The following is a 20,607-nucleotide window of genomic DNA, read 5'->3' on the forward strand; positions in this document are numbered from 1 at the left end:
CACGGCGGTCCGGCCCGTGGCAGGGTGGGGACCATGACCGACACCGCCACGGCCGGCACCGCGCCCGGCACCGAGCAGCACGTCCGGACCGAGGTCCGCAACGGCACCGGGCACATCGTGCTCAACCGGCCCCGGCAGCTCAACGCCCTGACCGCGCAGATGTACCGGGACCTCAAGGCCGCGCTCGACGCGTGGCGGGACGACGACGCCGTGCGCCACGTGCTCGTCACGTCCGCCTCGCCGCGGGCGTGGTGCGCCGGCGGCGACATCCGGGAGGTCCGCGACGCCGTGCTCGGCGGGCGGACCGAGGAGGCCACCGGGGTGTTCGCCGTCGAGTACGCCCTCGACTGCCTGATCGCGGACTACCCGAAGCCCTACGTGGCGCTCATGAACGGCATCTGCATGGGAGGCGGCATGGGCATCTCCGTGCACGGCTCCCACCGCGTGGTGGGGCCCTCGACGGTCATGGCGATGCCCGAGACGAAGATCGGGTTCTTCCCCGACATCGGCGCCTCCTGGTTCCTGCCGCGCGTCTCCCGCCCGGACCGCCGCGGCGAGCCGGGCCTGGCCGTGGGCCGCTGGCTCGCGCTCGGCGGGCAGCGGATCGGCGGCGCGGACGCCGTCGCCCTCGGCCTCGCCGACGTCCTCGTGGCCGACGAGGACTTCGAGGCCCTCGCCGGGGCCGTCGTGGAGGAGGGCCCGGAGGACGCGCTGGCCCGCTTCGCGCGGGAGCCGGAGGCGTCCTCCGTGGTCGCGCAGTGGGACCGGATCGAGGAGCGCTACGGCGCCCCGACCCTCGAGGAGGTCGTCGCCGCCGCGCCGGAGGACCTCACGGGGATGAGCCCGTCCTCCCTGGTGCGCGCCTTCGAGCTGCTCGAACGAGGGGCGGCCGACGACAGCGTGCGCTCCTGCCTCGAGCGGGAGCTGCGCCTGGCCGCCGACACGATCGTGCGCCCCGACTTCGCCGAGGGCGTGCGGGCGGTCCTCGTGGACAAGGACAACGCGCCGGCCTGGGAGCACGCCTCCGTCGCGGACGTCGACGTCGCGGCCGTACGGGCCGTGCTCGGCGAGAAGCTCCCGCTGCCCCTGTAGACGGCCCGGCACGGGCCCGCCCCGCTCAGCGGCGGGACGGGTGCTTCCCGTTGTCGCTGACCACCGTTCCGGAGGGGCCCGGGCGGTCGCCGGTCCCGGTGGGCCGGTCCACGAACCGGCGGTAGCCGAGGTACAGCACCACGGCCAGTGCCACGGTCACCACGCCGAAGGCCGCGAGGGTGTCCTGCGAGATCATGCTGCGGACCACGCTGTGGAGCAGCGTGAACAGGCCGCCGAGCAGGATGCCGTGGGCGAGGACCGGCCGGCGCCGCTCCACGGCCAGGCTCACCGCCAGGAGCAGGACCGAGGCGACCAGGGCGAGCACGCCGACGTCGCGGCTGTGGCGCATGAACTCGTCCTCCCACGCCCGGCGCTCCAGCTCGTAGCCCACCCACTGCTGCTGCTCCTCCGGGGTGAGTTCCCGCGTCTCCTGCGCCAGGGCGATGGACCGCGGCGGCTCCGGCTCCTCCGGACCGGGGTGGACCGTGGCGATGCCGAGACCCACGAACAGGGCCAGCAGCACCCCCAGGAAGAACGTGTAGACCGTCCGCAGGACCCTGCGGTCCTGCGAGCGGTCCTCCGTGCGGTCCACCATGCGGCGTGCTCCGTCTCTCCCGCTCCTGCGGGACGTCCGTCCAGGGCGCCCGGGACCGCGGACGGCGGCCGGGGCGTGCTCGCATTATGGGCCGGACCCGCAGGGTTGTCCACGGCCGTCACCTGGCCCGCGGGCCTTCCACCGGCTTCCCCGTCTGCCTACGCTGGACTCATCCGCCCCGGCCCGAGGGACCCGAGGGCCCGGGCGGAGCCGGGGAGCACCGGAGGGGCGGTGGGCCGCGCGCCCGCCGGAGAGGCGGTGGAGGCCATGGCGGTCTTCGAGAACAGGGTCGAGGCCGGACGGCAGCTGGGGAAGCGGCTGAGGTCCCTGCGCGGACAGGACGTGGTGGTGCTGGGCCTGCCCCGCGGCGGGGTGCCCGTGGCCCACGAGGTGGCCCGGATCCTCGACGCGCCGCTGGACGTCATCGTGGTGCGCAAGCTGGGGGTCCCCTCCCAGCCCGAGCTGGCCATGGGCGCCATCGGGGAGGAGGGCGCCCGTGTGCTCGAGGAGCGGACCCTGCAGTACTTCGGGGTGACGGACGCGCAGCTCGAGCAGATCGAGGCGCGGGAGCGGGCCGTGCTCGAGGCACGGACGGAGCGCTTCCGGGCGGGCCGGGAACGGGTCGATCTCACCGGGCGGATCGCCCTGGTCGTCGACGACGGCATCGCCACCGGCTCCACGGCGCGCGTGGCCTGCCGGATCGCCCGCCAGCTGGGCGCCGCACGGGTGGTGCTGGCCGTTCCGGTGGCCCCGCAGGAGGCCCTGTCCCGGGTGGTCGAGGCGGACGAGGTGATCTGCCTCGCGACCCCGCCGTACTTCACGGCCGTCGGCTACCACTACCGGGACTTCTCCGCCACGGAGGACGACGAGGTCGTGGCCCTGCTCGACGCCGCCCGGCGCCGCCACCAGGCGGAGCTGCCCGGGCCCGCCCGGGCGGACCGGGAACCGGACGGCCGGCCGGTCGACGCCGACGTGCGCATCCCGGCGGGGACGGAGCAGCTCGAGGCCCACCTGCACCTGCCGCGGCCCGGCGCCGGGGTGGTGGTCTTCGCCCACGGCAGCGGGAGCAGCCGGCACAGCCCGCGGAACCAGTACGTGGCCTCCGTCCTGCAGCAGGCGGGGCTCGGCACCCTGCTGCTCGACCTGCTCACCCCCGGGGAGGAGTCGGACCGCGGCAACGTCTTCGACATCGGCCTGCTCGCCGAGCGGCTGCTCCAGGCCACGGCGTGGCTGCGCGAGCAGCCCGGGTCCGCGGCCTCCCCGGTCGGGTACTTCGGGGCCAGCACGGGCGCCGGCGCCGCCCTGTGGGCCGCGGCCGAGCCCGGCGCGTCGATCGCCGCCGTGGTCTCCCGCGGGGGCCGCCCCGACCTCGCGGACGAACGGCTGCGCTCGGTGCGGGCGCCCACCCTGCTGATCGTCGGCAGCGAGGACTCCGAGGTGCTCGGCCTCAACCGGTGGGCGCAGGAGTCGATGCGCTGCCCCACCCGGCTGGCGGTCGTGGAGGGCGCCACGCACCTCTTCGAGGAGCCCGGCACGCTCGCCGAGGCCGCCGGGCTGGCACGGGACTGGTTCCTCCGCCACCTCCGGCCGGCCGGCGAGCACGGCGACGGGACGTCCCGGTGAGTGCCCGCGGACGGGGGGCCTCCCGGGAGGCCGAGGTCCTCGCGGAGATCCGCTCCCTCGCCCGGCCGCTGGAGGGGGCCCCGGACCTCGACCGGCTGGTCGAGCGCTGCGCCGGCGCCCGGTTCGTGTGCGTGGGGGAGGCCTCCCACGGCACCCACGAGTACTACCGGTGGCGGGCCCTGCTCAGCCGGCGGCTGATCGAGGAGCACGGCTTCACCTGGATCGGGGTCGAGGGGGACTGGCCGGACTGCCGGCGGATCGACCGGTGGGTGCGCGGCGAGGCGGACCAGGACCTCGACGCCCGCGGCGTCCTCGCGGGCTTCGAGCGCTGGCCCACGTGGATGTGGGCGAACGAGGAGGTCGCCGAGTTCCTCGACTGGCTCCGGGACGAGAACGCCCGCCGCGCCGGCCACGAGCAGGTGGGCTTCTACGGCCTGGACGTGTACTCGCTGTGGGACTCGCTGCGGGAGATCATCGGCTGGCTCGAGGCCAGCGCGCCCGAGGCCCTGCCCGCCGCGCTGCAGGCGTGGCAGTGCTTCGTGCCCTTCCACGAGGACCCGCACCGGTACGCGTGGCGCACCCGGATCGTGCCCGAGAGCTGCGAGGCCGACGTCGTGGCCCTCCTGGCCGAGGTGCGCCGGCGCACCATGGACCGGACGGCCGGTGACCCCGCCGCGTTCGACGCCGCCCTCAACGCCATGGTGGCGGTCGACGCCGAGCGCTACTACCGGACCATGGTCCGGGGCGACCGGCAGTCCTGGAACGTGCGGGACGAGCACATGGCGGACACCGCCGGCCTGCTCTCCCGCCACCACGGGCCCGGGTCCAAGGGCCTGGTGTGGGAGCACAACTCCCACGTGGGGGACGCCCGGGCCACCGACATGTTCGACGCCGGGCTGGTCAACGTGGGCCAGCTGCTGCGCGAGCGCCACGCCGCGCACGAGGTGGTGCTCGTGGGCCTCGCCTCCTGGGCCGGCACGGTGGTCGCGGCGGAGTCGTGGGGCGCGGCCGAGGAGGTCGTGGCCGTCCCCGAGGCCCGTCCGGGCAGCCACGAGGACCTGCTGCACCGGGCCCTGGAGGACCCCGCGGTGCTGGTCTTCGGCCGCGACCGCTCCGGGCCCTGGCTCTCCGGGCGGTACGGTCACCGGGCCATCGGGGTGGTCTACCACCCGTGGCGCGAGGCCGGCAACTACGTCCCCACCCGGATGGGGGAGCGCTACGACGCCCTGCTCTGGTTCACGGTGACCGCCGCGCTGCGGCCCCTGCACCACGAGGGCCCGCCCGGGGAGCCCGAGCTGGAGACCGAGCCGACGGGCTTCTAGGGTCGTTCCGGCGGAGCGGTCCGGACGCCGGTCCGCTCCGGCCGCTCCTCCTCGGGCGCGTCCTCGGCGGGACGGTCCTGGAAGAAGCGGCGGTGGCCGAGGAACAGCACCACGGCCAGGCCCACGCCCACGGCGATGAACGTCATGGTGGTCTCGCTGGAGGCGAAGCTCCGCCCGATGGCGTAGAGCAGGGTGAAGAGACCGCCGAGCATCACGCCGTTGGTCAGCACCCTGTTGCGCTTCTCGAGCACGAGGCTGAGCACGAGCAGGAGCACGGAGCTGACCAGGGCGACCACGCCCACGTTGCGGTTGTAGTCCTGCTGCTCCTCCTGCCACTGCCGCCACTGCCGCTCGTTCTCCGCCATCTCCTCGCGCTGCTCCTCGGTGGGGGCGCCGCTCCCCTCGGGAACGAACTCCACCCCCGAGGTCGGCTCCGGCATCTCCGGGCCCGGGTAGAAGGTCTGGATGCCGAGCCCCACGAACAGCGCCAGCAGGGCCCCCAGGAAGAAGGTGTAGACGATCTTCATCACGTTGTTGTCCACGGCGGACACTCCGATCGGTCCCGGTCCCCGCGGCGCTCCGCCGGTCGGCGGCGGCACCCGTGGAGGATGCCCTGATTATCGCCCCGCGGCCCCTGCGGATCCAGCGCTCCGGGAGCCGGCCGAGCGGGCCCGTCATCATGGCGCCCCGGGCGCCGCGGGGCTTACGCGCCCGGTCGGCGGTGTCTACGCTGGAAGGGTCGAGGCGGACCGCGCCGGTTCCCCGGCCGGCCGGGGCCGACACCCCGGCGGCGCCGTGGAGCGGTGCCACGGGAAGGAGTCAGGTCATGGCCGGATTGATGCGCAGGGAGGGCCTGGAGATGCTCGAGCCCCTCCGGCGCCTCCTGGAGGGGGACGTCGAGGCGTCCTGGCCCCGGGTGGAGGAGTACCGGGACGGCGACACGGTGGTGATCCGGGCGGAGCTGCCCGGCATCGACCCGGAGCAGGACGTGGAGCTCACCGTGGCCGACGACGTGCTCCACCTGCGGGCCGAGCGCCGGGAGCGGACCGAGCACAAGGACAAGGGCAGCTACCGCTCGGAGTTCCGCTACGGCTCGTTCTCCCGCACCCTGCCGCTGCCCGCCGGGTGCCGGGACGAGGACATCAGCGCCGCCTACCGCGACGGCGTGCTGGAGGTCCGCGTGCCCGTCGCCGAGCACGTCGAGCCCCCGGCCACCAAGAAGATCCAGGTGACCCGAGGCTGAGGCCGCGCCGGCCGCGCGGGGGCGGGCGGACCGGCCCGGTGCCGCCCGTCGTCGCGCGGGCCCCGCGGGCCGGGGGGCCGTTGTGACGGACCTCACCGGGTCCTATCGTGGAGACAGGCGGACCGGCCGACCCGCCGTGATCGAGGAGGTACAGCATGGACGAGCCGTCGTCCGGTGACCGGATCGTCGTGGGAGTCGACGGATCCGGCTCGTCCAAGGCCGCGCTCCGGGAGGGGGTGCGGCTCGCCGAGGCCCTGGGCGCGCCGCTCGAGGCCGTCATGTGCTGGGAGGACCCGCTGCTCTACGAGAGCTACCGCGTGGTGGACCCCGAGGAGTTCCGCCGCGGCAGCGAGCAGCTGTTCGAGAGCACGCTCGCCGAGGTGTTCGGGGAGCAGCGCCCCGCGCACCTCACCACCCGGCTGCTGCGCGGCCAGGCCGCCGCCCGCCTCATCGAGGAGAGCGAGGGCGCCCGGATGCTCGTGGTGGGCCGGCGGGGCACGGGTGGGGTGCTCGGGATGATCCTCGGCTCCGTCTCCTCGGCCCTCGTCTCCCACGCCAAGTGCCCCGTCCTCGTGGTGCGGCACTGAGCGCTCCGGCAGGAACCTGCCGGACGGAGCGCGCCCCGGGCTCGGACCGTGGGCGCCGGAACGAAGGAGTTCGACCATGGCAGCACCATCGCAGCAGCGGATCCTCGTGGGGATCGACGGATCGGACTCCTCGAAGGAGGCCCTCCGGACGGGGGACCGGATCGCCCGGTCCCTGGGCGCCCGGCTGACCGCCCTCATGTTCTGGCAGGGCCCGCCGGTCTACGAGGGCTGGGAGACCGTCGACCCGAACAATCCGCCGGCCGGCACCGAGGACGTGCTCCGCGCGACGGTCGAGGACGTGTTCGGCGGCGAGGTCCCGGAGCACGTGAGCGCCGAACTCGTGCACGGGCGGCCCGCGGCCCGGCTGGTCGAGGAGAGCGAGAACGCCCTGATGCTGGTCCTCGGCCGCCGCGGCCACGGCGGCATGCGCGGTTCGGCCCTGGGCTCCGTCTCCAACGCGTGCATCGCGCACGCCCACTGCCCGGTGCTGGTCGTCCGGCACTGACCGGCCGGCGCGGGCCGCCCGGCGCGGCCCCCGCGGCCCCGAGAGACCGGCTCCCGGGAGCCGGCCCGGACCAGGAGGTTCGACCATGAGTGCACCGACGGACCAGCGGATCCTCGTGGGGATCGACGGCTCGGAGTCCTCGATGGAGGCCCTGCGGCTCGCCGCGGGACTGGCGGAGGCCCTCGACGCCCCGCTCGAGGCGATCGCGTGCGCCGGGGACCCCACCGTGCTGGACGCCGAGCTCCTCGTCGACGAGGAGGCGCTGCGCGCCAACCACGAGCGGATCCTCGCGCGCACGGTTGCGGCCGTCTTCGGGGAGGACGTCCCCGGACGGCTGACCACCACGGTGACCCACGGCCGCCCGGCCGGCCGGCTCATCGCGGAGAGCGAGACCGCGCAGCTGCTCGTGCTGGGCCGGCGCGGCCGTGCCGGACTGCTCGGCTCCGGCCTGGGGTCCGTGTCCCACGCGTGCGTCGCCTACGCGCACTGCCCGGTGCTCGTGGTCCGGCACTGAGCGGACCGGCCCGTCACTTCTCGCCGTGCGGTGTGCGGCCGTGCGTTCCTGGGCTGTGCGGCTCGGAGGTGTGCGGTGCGGGACGGGCCCGTCACTTCTCGCCGTGCGGCCCCCGCAGGGCGCGCAGGGCGTTGAGGATGGCCAGGAGGTCCACGACCTCCTGGCTGAGGGCGCCGAAGATCGCCGGGATCGCCCCGGTGGCGGCCACGAGCATGAGCACCACGGACAGGGCGATGCCCAGCCAGATGCTCTGCAGGGCCACCTGCATGGTGCGCCGGCCGATCCGCACCGCGGTCGCGGTCCGGGCGAGGTCCTCGGTGAGGACCACGACGTCGGCGGACTCGCTGGCGGCGGTCGCGCCCCGGGCGCCCATCGCGACGCCGACGTCGGCGGCGGCGAGCACGGGGGCGTCGTTGACGCCGTCGCCGACCATGAGCACCGGCCGGTCCCGGGCGTCCCGGACGGTGCGGACCTTGTCCTCCGGCAGGCACTCGGGCAGCACCCGCGTGATGCCCAGCGCCGCGGCGACGTGCTCCACGGTGGCGCGGGCGTCCCCGCTGAGCACCAGGATCTCCCGCACCCCGAGCGCGGTCAGCTGGGCCATCGTGGCCGCCGCGTCCTCGCGCACCCGGTCGCTCATCACCAGGGTGCCGGCGAAACGGCCGTCCACGGCCACGTACACGGCCAGCTCGCCGGGTCCGAGCGCCTGCTCGACCACGTCCGGGGCGGAGCGGGCCACGTGGGCGCGCTTGCCGACCACCACCCGGCGCCCCTCGACCGTGGCGGTGACCCCGTGGGTGGCCTCCTCGTGCGCCTCCTCGGCGGGGACCGGCTCCAGTCCCCGGGCGAGCGCGGCGTCCCGCACCGAGGCCGAGAGCACGTGCGAGGAGTACTGCTCGGCGGAGGCCGTCAGGCGCAGCAGCTCGTCCGCCCGGAACGGGGGACGGGCGTGCACGGCCAGCAGCTCGGGGCGGCCGTAGGTGATCGTGCCGGTCTTGTCGAAGGCGGCGGTGCGCACCGCCGCGAGCCGTTCGAGCGTTCCGGCGTTCTTGATGATGACCCCGTTGCGGGCCGCCCGGCTCATCCCGCCCAGGAACGCCACGGGCGCGGCGATCAGCAGCGGGCAGGGGGTCGCCACCACGAGGACCTCCGCGAAGACCACGGGGTCCCCGTGGTACCACCAGGCCAGCCCGGCCACGAGCAGGGCGAACCCGGTGAAGGGCACGGCGTAGCGGTCGGCCAGGCGCACCACCGGCGCGCGGGACGCGGCGGCCTCGCGCACCATCGCCACGATCGTGGCGTACTGGCTGTCCGCCGCGGTCGCCGTGGCCCGCAGGACCACGGCCTGCTGCTCGTTGAGGACGCCCGAGAGCACCGCGTCACCGGCGCGGCGGGTCACGGGCAGGCTCTCCCCGGTGATGGAGGACTCGTCGAAGTCGGCCTCCGCGCCGACCAGCCGGCCGTCCACGGGCACGACCTCGGCGGGGCGGACCAGGATCTCGTCCCCGGGCCGGACCTCCTCGACCGGGACGTCCCGGACGGAGCCGTCCGGACGCAGCCGGTGGGCGAGCACGGGGGCCCGCTCGAGCAGCGCGTTGAGCTCCTTGCGGGCCCGGTTGGCGGCGTAGTCCTCGAGGGCCTGCCCGCCGGTGAGCATGAGGACCACCACGAGGGACGCCAGGTACTCGCCGACCGCCACGGTGGAGCTGATCGCGGTGACGGCCAGCAGGTCCACGCCCCAGTGCCCGGCGAGGACGTCCTCGACCATGCCCCACGCCACCCGGGCGGCCACGGCCAGCGCCCAGCCCGAGCCCAGCCACTGCGCCGGGACCGGCTGCCCCGCGGCCAGCAGCCCCACGACCACGGCGCCCACGGCCAGGGTCGCGGCCACGAGCGGATAGCGCCGCGGGAACTCGAGCAGCCGGCCCGCGCGGCCGGGGTCGACGTCGAGGTCGGGGCGTGCGCCCACGGAGAGGCTCATGCGTCCCTGGTGCCCCCGGGCCCGGTTCCGAGGCGACGTTCCGTCTCGGCGATCCGCCGTGCGGTGCGCAGGAAGCTGTCCGGGTTCAGGGAGATCGAGTCGATGCCCTCCCGGACCAGGAACTCGGCGAAGTCGGGGTGGTTGCTGGGGCCCTGGCCGCAGATGCCGATGGGGATGCCGGCGGCGTGGGCCTTGCGGATCGCCTCGCCGATCATCCGGGTGACGGCCTCGTCCCGCTCGTCGAAGAGCGCGCGCAGGGCCTCCGCGTCCCGGTCCACGCCCAGGACGAGCTGGGTGAGGTCGTTGGAGCCGATGGAGAAGCCGTCGAACCGCGTGGCGAACTGCTCGGCCAGGACCACGTTGGAGGGGATCTCGCACATCATGTACACCTTCAGGCCGTGCCGCCCCCGCTCCAGGCCGTGCTCGGCCATCGTGGCGAGGACCCGGTCCGCCTCCGCCACGGTGCGGCAGAACGGGACCATGACCACCACGTTGTCGAAGCCGATGCGCTCGCGGACCCGCCGCAGCGCCCGGCACTCGAGGGCGAAGCCCTCGCGGTAGCGCGGGTCGTAGTAGCGCGAGGCGCCCCGGAAGCCGAGCATCGGGTTCTCCTCGGGCTCCTCGAAGGCCGCCCCGCCCACGAGGTGCGCGTACTCGTTGGTCTTGAAGTCGCTGAGCCGCACGATCACGGGCAGGGGGTGGTACGGGGCGGCGAGCTTGGCGATGCCCAGCGCGAGCGTCTGCACGAAGTACTCCTGCCCGTCGGCGAAGCCCGCCGTCAGCTCCGCGATCCGCCGCCGGTCCGCCTCGTCCCGCACCCGCTCCGGGTGCACGAGGGCCATGGGGTGGACCTCGACGATGTTGTTGACCACGAACTCCATCCGGGCCAGCCCCACCCCGTCGGCCGGCAGCCGCCACCAGCGGAAGGCCGCGGCGGGGCTCGCCACGTTGACCATGACGGCGGTGCGCGCGTCCGGCAGCTCCCCGAGGTCGACCTCCTCGACGTCGAACGCGAGGGCGCCCTCGTAGACCGTGCCCCGGTCGCCCGACGCGCAGGAGACCGTCAGCTCCTGGCCCTCCGGGATCGTCCGGGAGGCGTCCCCGGTGCCGACCACGGCGGGCAGGCCCAGCTCCCGGCTGACGATCGCGGCGTGGCTGGTGGGCCCGCCGTGGTCGGTGACGATCGCGGCGGCACGCTTCATCACCGGGACCCAGTCCGGGTCCGTCATCTCGGTGACGAGCACCGCGCCGTCCCGGAAGGACTCGATGTCCGCCGCGGTGCGCACCACGCAGGCCGGTCCGGTCGCCACGGCGTCCCCGACCGCGGCGCCCACCGCGAGCACGCGTCCCTCCTCGCGGAGGTGGTGGACCGTGAAGCGGGTCCCGCTGCGCCCGGCCTGGACGGTCTCCGGCCGGGCCTGCAGCAGGAACAGCTCGCCGGTGAGCCCGTCCTTCGCCCACTCCAGGTCCATGGGCCGGCCGTAGTGGTCCTCGACGAGCACGGCCCAGCGGCCGAGCTGCAGGACGTCGGCGTCGCCGAGCACCCACGCCTCCCGCTCCGCGGGGGAGGTCTCCACGAGCCGGGTGGCGGCGGCGCCGGCGGGGGCGTCGTCGTCGTGCACGAGCTTGTGCAGCTTGGCCCCGCGGGTCCGCTCCACGATCGGGGCCTCCGCGACGTCGAGGAGGGGCTTGAAGACGAGGTACTTGTCCGGGTCCACGGTCCCCTGCACGACCGTCTCGCCCAGGCCCCACGCCGCGCTGATCACGGCCACGCGGGGGAAGCCGCTCTCGGTGTCGATCGAGAACATCACCCCGGAGCCGCCGAGGTCCGAGCGCACCATCTCCTGCACGCCGACGGACAGGGCGACCGCGAGGTGGTCGAAGCGCTTGAGCTCCCGGTAGGTGATCGCCCGGTCCGTGAACAGGGATGCGTAGCACCGCCGGCACGCCGCCAGCAGCTCCTCCTCGCCGACCACGTTGAGATAGGTCTCCTGCTGACCGGCGAAGCTCGCGTCCGGGAGGTCCTCCGCGGTGGCGCTGCTGCGCACGGCCACGGACGGCCGGGCGCGGCCGGTGCGCTCGGCGAGCTCCCGGTAGAACCGCCGGATCTGCCGCGCCGTCTCCTCGGGGAACTCCCCGCGCAGGAACAGCTCCCGCACGGCGGCCCCGGTCTCCCGCAGCGTCGCGCGGCCCGCGCGGTGGTCCTCGAGCCGGTCCCGCAGGGCGGGCCCGATCCCGTTGGCCTCCACGTAGGACCGGTAGGCGTCCGCGCTGGTCGCGAAGCCGCCCGGCACGCGCACGCCCCGGGACGCCAGCTCCCGGACCAGCTCCCCGAGCGAGGCGTTCTTGCCGCCCACGAGGGCGACGTCCGCGATCCCGAGCTCCTCGAACCAGCGGACCTCGGGGGCGGCCACGTCAGCTCCTCCGGGCCAGGAGGGCGGCGCAGGCCTCCTCGCACCGCTCGCAGGCCTCGGCCGCGAGGGCGCAGTGCTCGTAGACCTCGTCGTGCTTGCGGCACGCGTCGCGGCAGACCCGGAGCGCGGCCCGGCACGCCTCGAGCAGCGGCACCAGCACGGCCCGGCCGTCCCCGGGCTCAGGGAAGCCGAGCCGGGCCAGCACCTGGGCGGTGGCCGAGCAGATCACCGCGCAGTCCTGCTCGGCGCGCAGGCACTCGCGCAGCTCCGCGACGGCGTCCTCCTCGACGCACGCGTCGGCGCTGATCCGGCAGATCTGGGCGGTGTCGAGGCACGCCTCGATGCACTCGGCCTCGGCCGCGCGCTCCTCGTGCGTGAGCTCCGGGGCGGCGGGGTGCGCCATCAGGGCGCGGCTGATCGTGCTCACGGGACGTCCTCCATCGGGTGGGACCGGTACGGGTCGGATCAGCCCGCGAGGCGGGACCTCGGGGCGGCTCGGGGCCGGGCCGCCCGGCGCGCGGGCTCGGGGCTCCCGGGGCGGCGGGAGCCCGCCCACCCGGCGAGCTGGGTGACGGTGCCGTGGCCGGGCAGCTCGGCGGGGACCACGAAGTCGACGGCGGGCGTGCCGCGCACGGCGTCCTCGTGCTCCGCGGCCCAGCGCAGCAGGTCCACGGCGGCCGGCTCGACGTGGTGGGCGGTGGTGAGGTCCACGACCACCGCGATGTCCGGCGCCAGGGTGCGGGCGCGGCGGACCAGGGGGCACAGGGCCCGGTGGTTGAGCTCCGTGACGCACCCGCTGACCACGAGCCGGATGTGCCTGCCGTCCAGATCGACCTGGACGAGGACGGACGGTTTGTGGTGCATGCTGTCTCCCCTGCAGCTCACGGTGCGTGGCCGGCTGCTCGGCCTTCCCGCACTCCACGCTAGGGGACGGGAGACCTGGGTCACCACGAAAGCTGGCCTCTCACGGGCACATTTCGTCTACCGACGAGTAGGAGGGGTGCGGCGCTCAGCCCAGGGGAGAGGGCTGCCGCGTGGCGTCGGGGGCGAGCGGGTCGCTGCCCACCGTCCCGCGCACGCGGGCGAGGAAGGCCATGAGGTGGTACACGACGAGCGTGGCCGCGGTGCCGAGGGCGATGCCCGCGAACTGCAGCCCGGAGGCCTCCCACGTGTAGTCGGCGATCCCGATGATCATGGCCACCGCCGCGGTGGTGAGGTTGACCGGGTTCGAGAAGTCCACGCGGTTCTGCACCCAGATCCGCACGCCGAGCATGCCGATCATCCCGTACAGCACGGTCGCGGCCCCGCCCAGGACCCCTGCGGGGACCGTGGCCACGGCGGCGCCGAAGACCGGGAAGACGCTCAGCAGGATCGCCACGACGGCGGCGACCCAGTAGGCCGCCGTCGAGTAGACGCGCGTGGCCGCCATGACGCCGATGTTCTCCGCGTAGGTCGTGGTCCCGGAGCCGCCGCCCGAGCCGGCGATCACGGTGGCGAGCCCGTCGGACATGATGGCCCGGCCGATGTACGGGTCGAGGTCGTCGCCGGTCATGAGCGCCACGGACTTCACGTGCCCGATGTTCTCGGCCACCAGCACGAGGATGACCGGGACGAACAGGCCCATCAGGGGCAGGTGGAACTCGGGGGCCTGGAACGGGGGCAGCCCGAACAGGCCCTGCTGCTGCCACGCCTCGGCGATCCGGGTGAACTCCACCTCGCCCCGGAGCACCGCCGTCAGGTAGCCGATCAGCACGCCGAGCAGGATCGACAGCCGGCCGGGCAGGCCGCGGAAGAGCACCGAGATGAGGATGATGGAGAACAGCGTCACCAGCGCGGTGACGGGGGCGTCCATGAAGTTCTGCTGCGCGGACGGCGCCAGGTTGAAGCCGATGAGCGCCACGATGGTGCCCGTGACCAGCGGCGGCATGAGCTTCTGGAGCCACGCCGTGCCCGCGAACTGCACCACCAGGCCGATGAGGAACAGCGCCGCGCCGGCCATCAGGACGCCGCCCAGCGCCCCGCCCGGGCCGTACTGGTTCGTCGAGGCGCCGATGGGGGCGATGAAGGCGAAGGACGAGCCGAGGTAGGAGGGCACCCGGCCGGCGGTGACCACCAGGAAGAGGATCGTGCCCACGCCGGAGAAGAACAGCGTGGTCGAGGGCGGGAAGCCCGTGATCAGGGGGACCAGGAACGTGGCGCCGAACATGGCCACCACGTGCTGCGCGCCGATCGTGACCGTGCGGGGCCAGGTGAGCCGCTCCCGCGGCCGCACGACCTCCCCGGCGGTGACGGTGCGGCCGTCGCCGTGGAGGCGCCAGCCGAGGCCGAGGCGGGTGGCGATGCTGCGTCCGGGCACGGGGGAACTCATGGGGTCTCCTCGACGGCGGGGTGGGGGCCCGGATCCGGGCCCCCACCACTGTACTCGGTGCCCCCGCCGGTCGGGGCGGGCCCCGCGTCCCGTGCCGGAGGTGCCGGAGGCCCTCCATGTGATCAGCACGGTGATGGAAACTATGATGGTGGGCGACCAGCACCACCGCCCGGACAGGAGTCGACACATGCGTCAGCCACAGCCACGAGGGCCGCTCGGCGAGGACCTCCTCGCGGTGCTCCGGGAGGAGCCCGGCAGCCCCGCGGCCGAGGAGCGGGCCTCGGCGCTGCCGGCGGCCGCCCGCGCCGCCGTGTCCCGCGCGGAGGACGTCCTCGCGGACGACGACGTCCAGCTCGGCCTCTTCGTGCTGCACGCCCTGCACTACCAGGGCGTCGAGGGGGTCGACGACCGCTGGGAGAGCGACCCGGAGCTGCTGCGCGCGCGGGAGGTGCTCTCCGCCGCGCTCGAGGCACGGCTGCGGGCGGAGCTGCCGGCCGACACGGTGCCCGGCACGCCGCAGTCGGTCGCCGACGCCCTGTTCGCCATGGCCGCCGAGGACGACGGCCCGAGCCTCGCGCGCCACCTCTCCGGCCGGGCGGACGGGGAGCAGGCACGGGAGTTCCTGCAGCTGAAGTCCGTCTACCAGCTCATGGAGGGCGATCCGCACACGTGGGGCATCCCGCGGCTGAGCGGCCGGGCGAAGGCCGGGCTGATCGAGATCCAGGTCGACGAGTACGGGGGCGGCAACGCCGCCCGGATGCACTCGGCCCTGTTCGCCGCCGGGATGCGCGAGGCCGGCCTCGACGACTCCTACGGCAGCGCCGTGGACCGGGTGCCCGCCGAGTGGCTCGCCGGGGTCAACACCGTCACGATGTTCGGTCTGCACCGCCGGCTGCGCGGCGCGGTGGTGGGGCACCTGGCCATGTACGAGATGACCTCCTCCGTGCCCTCCAAGTTCCTGGCGCGGGGCTTCCACCGCCTGGGGCTGCCCGCCGCGGCCGCGTTCTACGACGAGCACGTCGAGGCCGACGCCGCCCACGAGCAGATCGCGGCCCGGGACATGGCCGGGGGCCTCGTGGTCGAGGACCCCGCCGTCGCCGCCGACGTCTTCTTCGGCGCGCGCTGCGTCCTGCACCTGGACGGCCTCGCCGCACGCCAGGCGCTCGCGCGGTGGGAGGCGGGGGAGTCCGCGCTGCGCCCGGCCACGGCGGGGTCCGCACGGCGCGGCGCCGCGGAGCTCGTCCGGTGAGCGGGGAGCCCCGCGCCGGGGACCCCGCGCCGGACCCCGCGCCCGGTCCCACGGCGCTCCCCGGTCCCGCCCCGGCCGGTGAGCCGGTGACGATCACCGTGTGCCCCGACGGCCCGCTGCTGGTGCGCGGCGGCTACGAGCTGCTGGACGGCGACGACCGGCCCATCGACCCCGGACGCGCCACGGTGGCGCTGTGCCGCTGCGGGGCCTCGTCCATCAAGCCGTTCTGCGACGGCTCGCACAAGCGGGCCCGGTTCCGCGCCCGCTGAGCCTCAGCGGCGCGGAGCCGGCTCCCGCAGCAGCCACTGCGCGAGCTGGTCCAGGACCATGCCCAGCAGGCCGATCACGAGGATCACCACGAGCATCTCGTCGTAGGCCAGCCGGTCCCGGGCGTTGAGGATCTCGTAGCCCAGGCCGCTGCTGACGCCGAGCATCTCCGCCGGGACGATGACCACCCACGAGATCCCCAGGGCCAGCCGCACACCGGTCATGACGAACGGCCGGATGCTGGGCAGCACCACGGTGCGCAGCCGCTCGAGCGGGGTGGCCCCGAGGGTCTCGGCGACCCGCAGGTGCAGCGGGTCCAGCGCCTGCACGCCCGCGGCCGTGCTCATGGTGATCGGCCAGACGGCGGCGGCGGCCACGAGGAAGACGACGGGCGCGTTGCCCACCCCCAGCAGGGCCACGGCCACCGGCGCCCAGGACAGCGGGGAGACCATGCGCAGGAACTGCACGACCGGGGCGCTGGTCCACCGGAACCGGCGGTAGGAGCCGATGAGCAGACCCAGGGGCACGCCGACCCCGGTGGCCACGGCCAGCCCGCACAGCAGCCGCCACAGGCTCGTCAGGCCGTCCTGGACCACCACGCCCCGCTCGAACAGCGAGGCCACGGCGCCGGGCATGCGCTCGGGCTGGAACGCGGCGATCATCGTGCTGGCGCCCGCCGCGGCGTGGGTGAACGCCCACCACACGGCGACCGTGACCAGCACCCCGAACACGCCCCAGGCGGGACCGGCCCAGCGGGGCCCGGTGCGCCGGGCCGTGCGCGCCGGGGCGGAACCGCCCGGGCCGGAACCGGCCGGCGCGGAGCGGGACGGGCCGGTGCGGGCGACGTCGTCGAGGTCGGTGGGGGTCCCCGAGGCGTCCTGCGGGGTCCGGTGCGGGGCGCTCATGGGGCGATCTCCTCGGTGCGGGTCGTGCCGGTCAGGCCGAAGACGCCCAGCCCGCCGACCTTCTCGATGCTGCGGATCACGAGCCTGTCGTCGACGAGCTCGCGGTGGGCGGCGGCCGGGTCGAGGCCGTCGAGGAACCCGGCCGGCGCGTCGACGACCGTCTCCTGCATGGCGCGCACCAGCTCCTCGGTGAAGCTCGCGTACGGGTACGGGCGGAAGTCCAGGCGCTCGCCGTTCCAGGCGGGGTGGTGCAGTGCGCCCCGGTGCTCGGCGGCGTGGTAGGTCAGGGCCTGCTGGATCACCGGCCGGGGCTGGGGGAGGTAGTCGGCCGAGAGCAGCGCCGCGGTCTCGGGGCGGTTCTGCCGGGCCCAGGCCTGGGCCCGGACGAGGGCGTCCATGAACCCCTGGGCCTGCGCGGGGCGGTCGCGGATGAGCTCGCCGCGCAGCATCGTCACGCAGCACGCGTGGTCGTGCCACACGTCGCCGAGGAACCGGTGGATGTTCCCGACGTCCTTCGCCTCGGCGGCGGCGTTGAACGGGTCGGCCACCACGTAGCCGCCGATCACCCCGTTGTTCAGCGCCGGGAGCATGTCGGAGGGGGCCATGGGCAGCAGGGCGACGGTGCGGCGCTGCCGGGACGGGGCCTCCCGCATGACCGGGACGAGACCGGCCTCGCGCAGCAGCTTCTGCACGATCACGTTGTGCACGGACCACCACGCCGGGATCGCCACGGACTCCCCGGACAGGTCCTCGAGCCGCTGCACGTCCGGGCGGACCGTGAGCGCGGAGCCGTTGATGTGGTTCCAGGCCGTGATGCGGACGTCGGCCCGCAGCCCGTAGCGCATGTACAGGGCCATGGGCATGAGCATGTGGATCGCGTCCACCTTGCCCGCCACGAACGCCTCGGACAGGGACGCCCAGCTGCGGAAGAGCACCGGGTCCGCGACCGGGACGGCGGCGTCGTCGTAGTAGCCGTTGGCGTGGGCGACCAGCAGGGGGGAGGCGTCCGTGATGGGGAGGTACCCGATCCGCACGGGCCGTGCCGGGCCGTCCGCGCCGCGGGCGTCCTGCTGGCTGCCCGCGTAGAGGCTCCCGGCGCCCCAGCCGAGACCGGTGAGGGCCGCGGCCCCGGCCCCGGCCCGCAGCAGGGTCCGCCGGCTCGGTCCGCCGGTGCTCATATGACCCAGTTCCCGTCGTCGTCCCCGCCGCCGCGGTAGTGGGCGAGGATCTGCTCGGCCGTGGTGCCGTCCTGCGCCGGCACCCACTGCTGCCGGAATCCTCGCGGACCGGCGAAGAAGCCGATCCGGTCGCCGAGGGTGATGGCCTCGTCGACGTCGTGGGTGACGAGGAAGACCGTCAGCTCGAGCTCGGTCGCGAGCCCGCGCAGCCACAGCTGCAGGTCCTTGCGGGTCGCGGGGTCCAGGGCGCTGAAGGGCTCGTCGAGCAGGAGCACGTCGGGGCGCACCGCGAGCGCACGGCCCACGGACACGCGCTGGGCCTGCCCGCCGGAGAGCTCCTGGACCGGGGTGTGCGCCAGCGCGGCCAGGCCGAGGATCCCGAGCAGGTCGTCCACGCGGGCGTCCTCGAAGCGGTCGCGGTTGCGCCGGTACCGGCCGCCGAGGGCGATGTTCTGGCGCACCGACAGCCAGGGGAACAGCCCGGGGTCCTGGAAGACGACGGCGAAGCGCTCGTCGGCGTCGCCGAACTCGATGCTGCCCCCGTCCAGGGGCTCGAGCCCGGCGATGGCCCGCAGCAGAGTCGACTTCCCGGAGCCGCTGGGGCCCAGCACGGCGAGGGTCTCGCCGTTGCGCAGGGTCAGGTCCACCCCGTCGAGGGCGGGGGCGGATGCTCCCGGGTAGCTCTTGCGCAGCCCGCGGACGGTGAGCGCGGGCCGCGGGGCGGGGCTCAGACCAGGTTCTGCAGGACCCACCGCAGGTGTCCTTCCGTGGGGGACTGGACGGGCAGGAACGCGGCCTCGCGGGCGCGGCGGGCCGTGGCCGACGACATGGCGTAGCCGCGCCCGCCCACGATCTTCCCCTCGAGCCGGGTGGCCCGGCCCGTGAGCAGCGCGGCGTCCAGGCGGAGGGAGAACAGCTCGCGGGGGCCCGCCGCGCGGGGCGCGTCCGCGAGGCGCAGCAGGTCGGCGCGCAGCCGCCGCTGCTCGGCGGTCGCCTCCTCCAGCTCCTCGCGGAAGACCTCGGCGACGCCCTGCAGGGCGTCGTGGGCGGCGGTCAGCGCGGCGGCCGAGAGGCCGAGGCAGAACGCGGTCTGCAGCAGCAGGAAGGGGCCCCGGACGGCGGCGAGGAAGGACGGGACGTCCTCGCTCAGCAGGTCCTCGGCGAGGTCGACGGGCACGTCCTCGAGCACGAGCACGCCCGAGGCCGTCGCGTTGAGCGCCATCAGGTTCTCGAGCAGCCGCACCGTCACGCCGGGCGCCGAGACCCGGGTCCGGAGCACCGCGCGGGAGCCGTCCGCCCGCACGGCGGGCAGCACCACGAGGCCCTCGGGGTACAGGTTGGAGGCCCACGGCACGGTGCCGTTGAGGACGGGCCCCGAGGCGCCGTCGGTGAGGGTCACGGGGATCTCCCCGATGCCGGCCGCGTCCTTGAACGCCGGCGCCATCGCCGAGCACCCGGGCACGGCCCCGGACCGGACGTCCGCGGGGACCCCGGTCCCGGTGGCGGCGAGGTACTCGACGGTCGCCCGGTGCGCCCACAGCGAGAACGCCGTGGCGGTGCACTCGGTGGCGAGGTCGAACACGACGGCGGCCTGCGGGGCCAGCGACCCGGTCAGGCCGAGGTCCAGCAGTCCCCGGTCGCCCAGCTCGCGCAGCGTCGTCAGCGGGGACGCGGCGGCCGTGTCGACGTCGCGGGCCCGAGCCGCCGCGGTGCGGCGGACGAACTCGTGGTCCGGGTAGTCGACGAGCGGGGCGAGCAGCGGCTCGGTCCCGGGGACCGGGCCGCCGGCCGTGGACGGGGTGCGCGTGGACTGGGTCATGGTCTTCCGTTCTGCCGGGGAGTGCGGTGCGGGGCCCGCCGGCACGGCGGGCGGGAAGCACGACGGCGGCCCCCGGCTCGCGGGGGCCGCCGTGGCGCCGAGCGCTGCGGTCCGCTCAGACGTTGAGCTTGAACATCCGGTCGAACGGGGTGCCCACGGCCTGGCGCGCGCGCTCCACGGACGCCTCGTCGGGGGCGTTGTAGAAGCACAGGCACTTCGCGGTGTCCTCGCGCACGTAGGTGCGCAGGAAGGAGACCTCGGGGACCTCGGCGTACTTGGGGGAGTTGGCCTTCTTGCGGGCCAGGTACTGCTCCATGGTGATCTCCGCGGGGATGTCCCACTCCACCAGGTACTGCGCGTCGCCCTTGAGCTTCTTGATGTCCTCGAGCTCGGCGCCCACGAGGCGGACGGCGTCGGGGCCGGTGACCTCCGCGGCGGCGTCCCCGGCGGCGGAGCGCACCGCCTGGGCGAGGCCCTCGCCGCTGTCGGCCTCGACGATCACGAACACCCGTCCGTGGTCGGCCGTGACCTGGGACTCGATGAACTCGGCGCCCGCCGAGGAGACGGCCTCGGAGACCGTGCCGATCAGCTGGGTCACGGCGTCCTTGGACGCGGAGGCGGGAACGATCTCGAGCAGGTGGAGAGACATGGGATTCCTTCCGGACGAGGGAGGCGGCGGAGCCGCGCCGGCACTGTTTCCAGGCTAGGCTCCTGCCCGCCGGACGTCGCGGAAATCGTCACAGTTCGCAACATCGGGCTCTTCCGCCCGTCTCCCTGGCCCCGGGGCCGTGTCGTGTGCACAATGCGCCCCGCTCCGCCCGCCGGGACGCGGCCGGCCGGTCCGGCGGGGACCGCACGGCCTCCGCGGGGGAGCGGGCCCCGGTCGGGGCGGGCGTCCCCGCGGGGAGGCGGTCCGGGGCGGTCCGGGCCCGGACCGCCCCGGAC

Annotated in this window: 21 protein-coding genes; 9 read left to right on the forward strand and 12 right to left on the reverse strand. The window is 75.0% G+C overall.

The window, feature by feature from the left end; all coding sequences use genetic code 11:
* Positions 1–33 precede the first annotated feature (33 nt).
* Positions 34–1,092, forward strand: coding sequence for an enoyl-CoA hydratase/isomerase family protein (locus RCG67_RS09640; RefSeq protein ID WP_368825914.1), 1,059 nt, complete (start codon positions 34–36; stop codon positions 1,090–1,092).
* A 25-nt stretch (positions 1,093–1,117) separates the two neighbouring features.
* Here the strand turns inward: RCG67_RS09640 and RCG67_RS09645 are convergent, their stop codons facing one another.
* Positions 1,118–1,687: a hypothetical protein gene (locus RCG67_RS09645; RefSeq protein WP_368825915.1), complete on the reverse strand. Its 570-nt coding sequence runs from the start codon at positions 1,685–1,687 to the stop codon at positions 1,118–1,120.
* A 267-nt stretch (positions 1,688–1,954) separates the two neighbouring features.
* On the opposite strand from RCG67_RS09645, the gene RCG67_RS09650 reads away from it, so the two are divergent.
* Complete coding sequence (locus RCG67_RS09650) at positions 1,955–3,310, forward strand: phosphoribosyltransferase family protein (RefSeq protein ID WP_368825916.1); 1,356 nt, start codon at positions 1,955–1,957, stop codon at positions 3,308–3,310.
* Positions 3,307–4,632, forward strand: coding sequence for an erythromycin esterase family protein (locus RCG67_RS09655; protein WP_368825917.1), 1,326 nt, complete (start codon positions 3,307–3,309; stop codon positions 4,630–4,632). Before RCG67_RS09650 ends, RCG67_RS09655 begins: the two co-directional genes overlap by 4 nt.
* On the opposite strand, the gene RCG67_RS09660 is transcribed toward RCG67_RS09655, so the two are convergent.
* Entirely contained in the window at positions 4,629–5,174 is a 546-nt protein-coding gene (locus tag RCG67_RS09660) for a hypothetical protein (protein ID WP_368825918.1), read from the reverse strand. The genes RCG67_RS09655 and RCG67_RS09660 overlap by 4 nt on opposite strands.
* Positions 5,175–5,458: 284 nt before the next feature.
* Between RCG67_RS09660 and RCG67_RS09665 the strand changes: the two genes are divergently transcribed.
* The 4 genes from RCG67_RS09665 (at position 5,459) to RCG67_RS09680 (ending at position 7,481) form a co-directional block, all read left to right on the forward strand.
* Positions 5,459–5,875, forward strand: a complete 417-nt coding sequence (locus tag RCG67_RS09665; protein ID WP_058875246.1) for an Hsp20/alpha crystallin family protein — start codon at positions 5,459–5,461, stop codon at positions 5,873–5,875.
* Positions 5,876–6,030: 155 nt separating this feature from the next.
* Positions 6,031–6,462, forward strand: a complete 432-nt coding sequence (locus tag RCG67_RS09670) for a universal stress protein (RefSeq protein WP_368825919.1) — start codon at positions 6,031–6,033, stop codon at positions 6,460–6,462.
* A gap of 76 nt (positions 6,463–6,538) precedes the next feature.
* On the forward strand, positions 6,539–6,967 hold the full coding sequence (locus RCG67_RS09675; RefSeq protein ID WP_368825920.1) for a universal stress protein: 429 nt from the start codon (positions 6,539–6,541) through the stop codon (positions 6,965–6,967).
* A gap of 85 nt (positions 6,968–7,052) precedes the next feature.
* Entirely contained in the window at positions 7,053–7,481 is a 429-nt protein-coding gene (locus RCG67_RS09680) for a universal stress protein (protein ID WP_368825921.1), read from the forward strand.
* Between the two features lie 91 nt (positions 7,482–7,572).
* Here RCG67_RS09680 and RCG67_RS09685 read toward each other — a convergent pair whose 3' ends face one another.
* From RCG67_RS09685 to RCG67_RS09705, 5 genes are all read right to left on the reverse strand, one after another.
* Positions 7,573–9,462 (reverse strand): heavy metal translocating P-type ATPase, encoded by a 1,890-nt coding sequence (locus tag RCG67_RS09685; protein ID WP_368825922.1) that lies wholly within the window; start codon positions 9,460–9,462, stop codon positions 7,573–7,575.
* On the reverse strand, positions 9,459–11,876 hold the full coding sequence (gene ppsA, locus RCG67_RS09690; RefSeq protein WP_368825923.1) for a phosphoenolpyruvate synthase: 2,418 nt from the start codon (positions 11,874–11,876) through the stop codon (positions 9,459–9,461). Before ppsA ends, RCG67_RS09685 begins: the two co-directional genes overlap by 4 nt.
* A 1-nt stretch (position 11,877) precedes the next feature.
* Positions 11,878–12,303, reverse strand: coding sequence for a four-helix bundle copper-binding protein (locus RCG67_RS09695; protein ID WP_368825924.1), 426 nt, complete (start codon positions 12,301–12,303; stop codon positions 11,878–11,880).
* 38 nt (positions 12,304–12,341) lie between these two features.
* The gene (locus tag RCG67_RS09700; protein WP_368825925.1) at positions 12,342–12,740 is read right to left on the reverse strand and encodes a hypothetical protein; all 399 of its coding nucleotides are present in this window, start codon (positions 12,738–12,740) and stop codon (positions 12,342–12,344) included.
* A gap of 145 nt (positions 12,741–12,885) precedes the next feature.
* On the reverse strand, positions 12,886–14,244 hold the full coding sequence (locus RCG67_RS09705) for a uracil-xanthine permease family protein (protein WP_368825926.1): 1,359 nt from the start codon (positions 14,242–14,244) through the stop codon (positions 12,886–12,888).
* A gap of 187 nt (positions 14,245–14,431) precedes the next feature.
* Between RCG67_RS09705 and RCG67_RS09710 the strand changes: the two genes are divergently transcribed.
* Together RCG67_RS09710 and RCG67_RS09715 are read left to right on the forward strand one after the other, a co-directional pair.
* Positions 14,432–15,493, forward strand: a complete 1,062-nt coding sequence (locus RCG67_RS09710; protein ID WP_368825927.1) for an iron-containing redox enzyme family protein — start codon at positions 14,432–14,434, stop codon at positions 15,491–15,493.
* Positions 15,490–15,762 carry a CDGSH iron-sulfur domain-containing protein gene (locus tag RCG67_RS09715; RefSeq protein ID WP_368825928.1) on the forward strand — a complete coding sequence of 91 codons (273 nt, stop codon included), beginning with the start codon at positions 15,490–15,492 and terminating at the stop codon, positions 15,760–15,762. The genes RCG67_RS09710 and RCG67_RS09715 overlap by 4 nt, the downstream gene beginning before the upstream one ends.
* 3 nt (positions 15,763–15,765) lie before the next feature.
* On the opposite strand, the gene RCG67_RS09720 is transcribed toward RCG67_RS09715, so the two are convergent.
* From RCG67_RS09720 to RCG67_RS09740, 5 genes are all read right to left on the reverse strand, one after another.
* Positions 15,766–16,665, reverse strand: a complete 900-nt coding sequence (locus RCG67_RS09720) for an ABC transporter permease (RefSeq protein ID WP_368825929.1) — start codon at positions 16,663–16,665, stop codon at positions 15,766–15,768.
* The gene (locus tag RCG67_RS09725; protein WP_368825930.1) at positions 16,662–17,843 is read right to left on the reverse strand and encodes an ABC transporter substrate-binding protein; all 1,182 of its coding nucleotides are present in this window, start codon (positions 17,841–17,843) and stop codon (positions 16,662–16,664) included. Before RCG67_RS09725 ends, RCG67_RS09720 begins: the two co-directional genes overlap by 4 nt.
* Complete coding sequence (locus RCG67_RS09730; RefSeq protein WP_368825931.1) at positions 17,840–18,595, reverse strand: ABC transporter ATP-binding protein; 756 nt, start codon at positions 18,593–18,595, stop codon at positions 17,840–17,842. The genes RCG67_RS09725 and RCG67_RS09730 overlap by 4 nt, the downstream gene beginning before the upstream one ends.
* Positions 18,571–19,662: an acyl-CoA dehydrogenase family protein gene (locus RCG67_RS09735; RefSeq protein ID WP_368825932.1), complete on the reverse strand. Its 1,092-nt coding sequence runs from the start codon at positions 19,660–19,662 to the stop codon at positions 18,571–18,573. The genes RCG67_RS09730 and RCG67_RS09735 overlap by 25 nt, the downstream gene beginning before the upstream one ends.
* A gap of 115 nt (positions 19,663–19,777) precedes the next feature.
* Entirely contained in the window at positions 19,778–20,311 is a 534-nt protein-coding gene (locus RCG67_RS09740) for a DUF4242 domain-containing protein (protein WP_058875257.1), read from the reverse strand.
* Between the last annotated feature and the right edge of the window lie 296 nt (positions 20,312–20,607).

It is taken from the genome of Kocuria cellulosilytica (genome assembly GCF_040981245.1).
Taxonomy (GTDB): domain Bacteria; phylum Actinomycetota; class Actinomycetes; order Actinomycetales; family Micrococcaceae; genus Kocuria; species Kocuria cellulosilytica.

Bases quoted from the DNA above. Each gene is read 5' to 3' on its own strand.
- RCG67_RS09685 (WP_368825922.1), bottom strand. From the start codon at position 9,462: ATGAGCCTCTCCGTGGGCGCACGCCCCGACCTCGACGTCGACCCCGGC.
- RCG67_RS09670 (WP_368825919.1), top strand. From the start codon at position 6,031: ATGGACGAGCCGTCGTCCGGTGACCGGATCGTCGTGGGAGTCGACGGA.
- RCG67_RS09740 (WP_058875257.1), bottom strand. From the start codon at position 20,311: ATGTCTCTCCACCTGCTCGAGATCGTTCCCGCCTCCGCGTCCAAGGAC.
- RCG67_RS09680 (WP_368825921.1), top strand. From the start codon at position 7,053: ATGAGTGCACCGACGGACCAGCGGATCCTCGTGGGGATCGACGGCTCG.
- RCG67_RS09700 (WP_368825925.1), bottom strand. From the start codon at position 12,740: ATGCACCACAAACCGTCCGTCCTCGTCCAGGTCGATCTGGACGGCAGG.
- RCG67_RS09705 (WP_368825926.1), bottom strand. From the start codon at position 14,244: ATGAGTTCCCCCGTGCCCGGACGCAGCATCGCCACCCGCCTCGGCCTC.
- RCG67_RS09645 (WP_368825915.1), bottom strand. From the start codon at position 1,687: ATGGTGGACCGCACGGAGGACCGCTCGCAGGACCGCAGGGTCCTGCGG.
- RCG67_RS09675 (WP_368825920.1), top strand. From the start codon at position 6,539: ATGGCAGCACCATCGCAGCAGCGGATCCTCGTGGGGATCGACGGATCG.
- RCG67_RS09735 (WP_368825932.1), bottom strand. From the start codon at position 19,662: ATGACCCAGTCCACGCGCACCCCGTCCACGGCCGGCGGCCCGGTCCCC.
- RCG67_RS09710 (WP_368825927.1), top strand. From the start codon at position 14,432: ATGCGTCAGCCACAGCCACGAGGGCCGCTCGGCGAGGACCTCCTCGCG.
- RCG67_RS09725 (WP_368825930.1), bottom strand. From the start codon at position 17,843: ATGAGCACCGGCGGACCGAGCCGGCGGACCCTGCTGCGGGCCGGGGCC.
- RCG67_RS09640 (WP_368825914.1), top strand. From the start codon at position 34: ATGACCGACACCGCCACGGCCGGCACCGCGCCCGGCACCGAGCAGCAC.
- RCG67_RS09665 (WP_058875246.1), top strand. From the start codon at position 5,459: ATGGCCGGATTGATGCGCAGGGAGGGCCTGGAGATGCTCGAGCCCCTC.
- RCG67_RS09720 (WP_368825929.1), bottom strand. From the start codon at position 16,665: ATGAGCGCCCCGCACCGGACCCCGCAGGACGCCTCGGGGACCCCCACC.
- RCG67_RS09650 (WP_368825916.1), top strand. From the start codon at position 1,955: ATGGCGGTCTTCGAGAACAGGGTCGAGGCCGGACGGCAGCTGGGGAAG.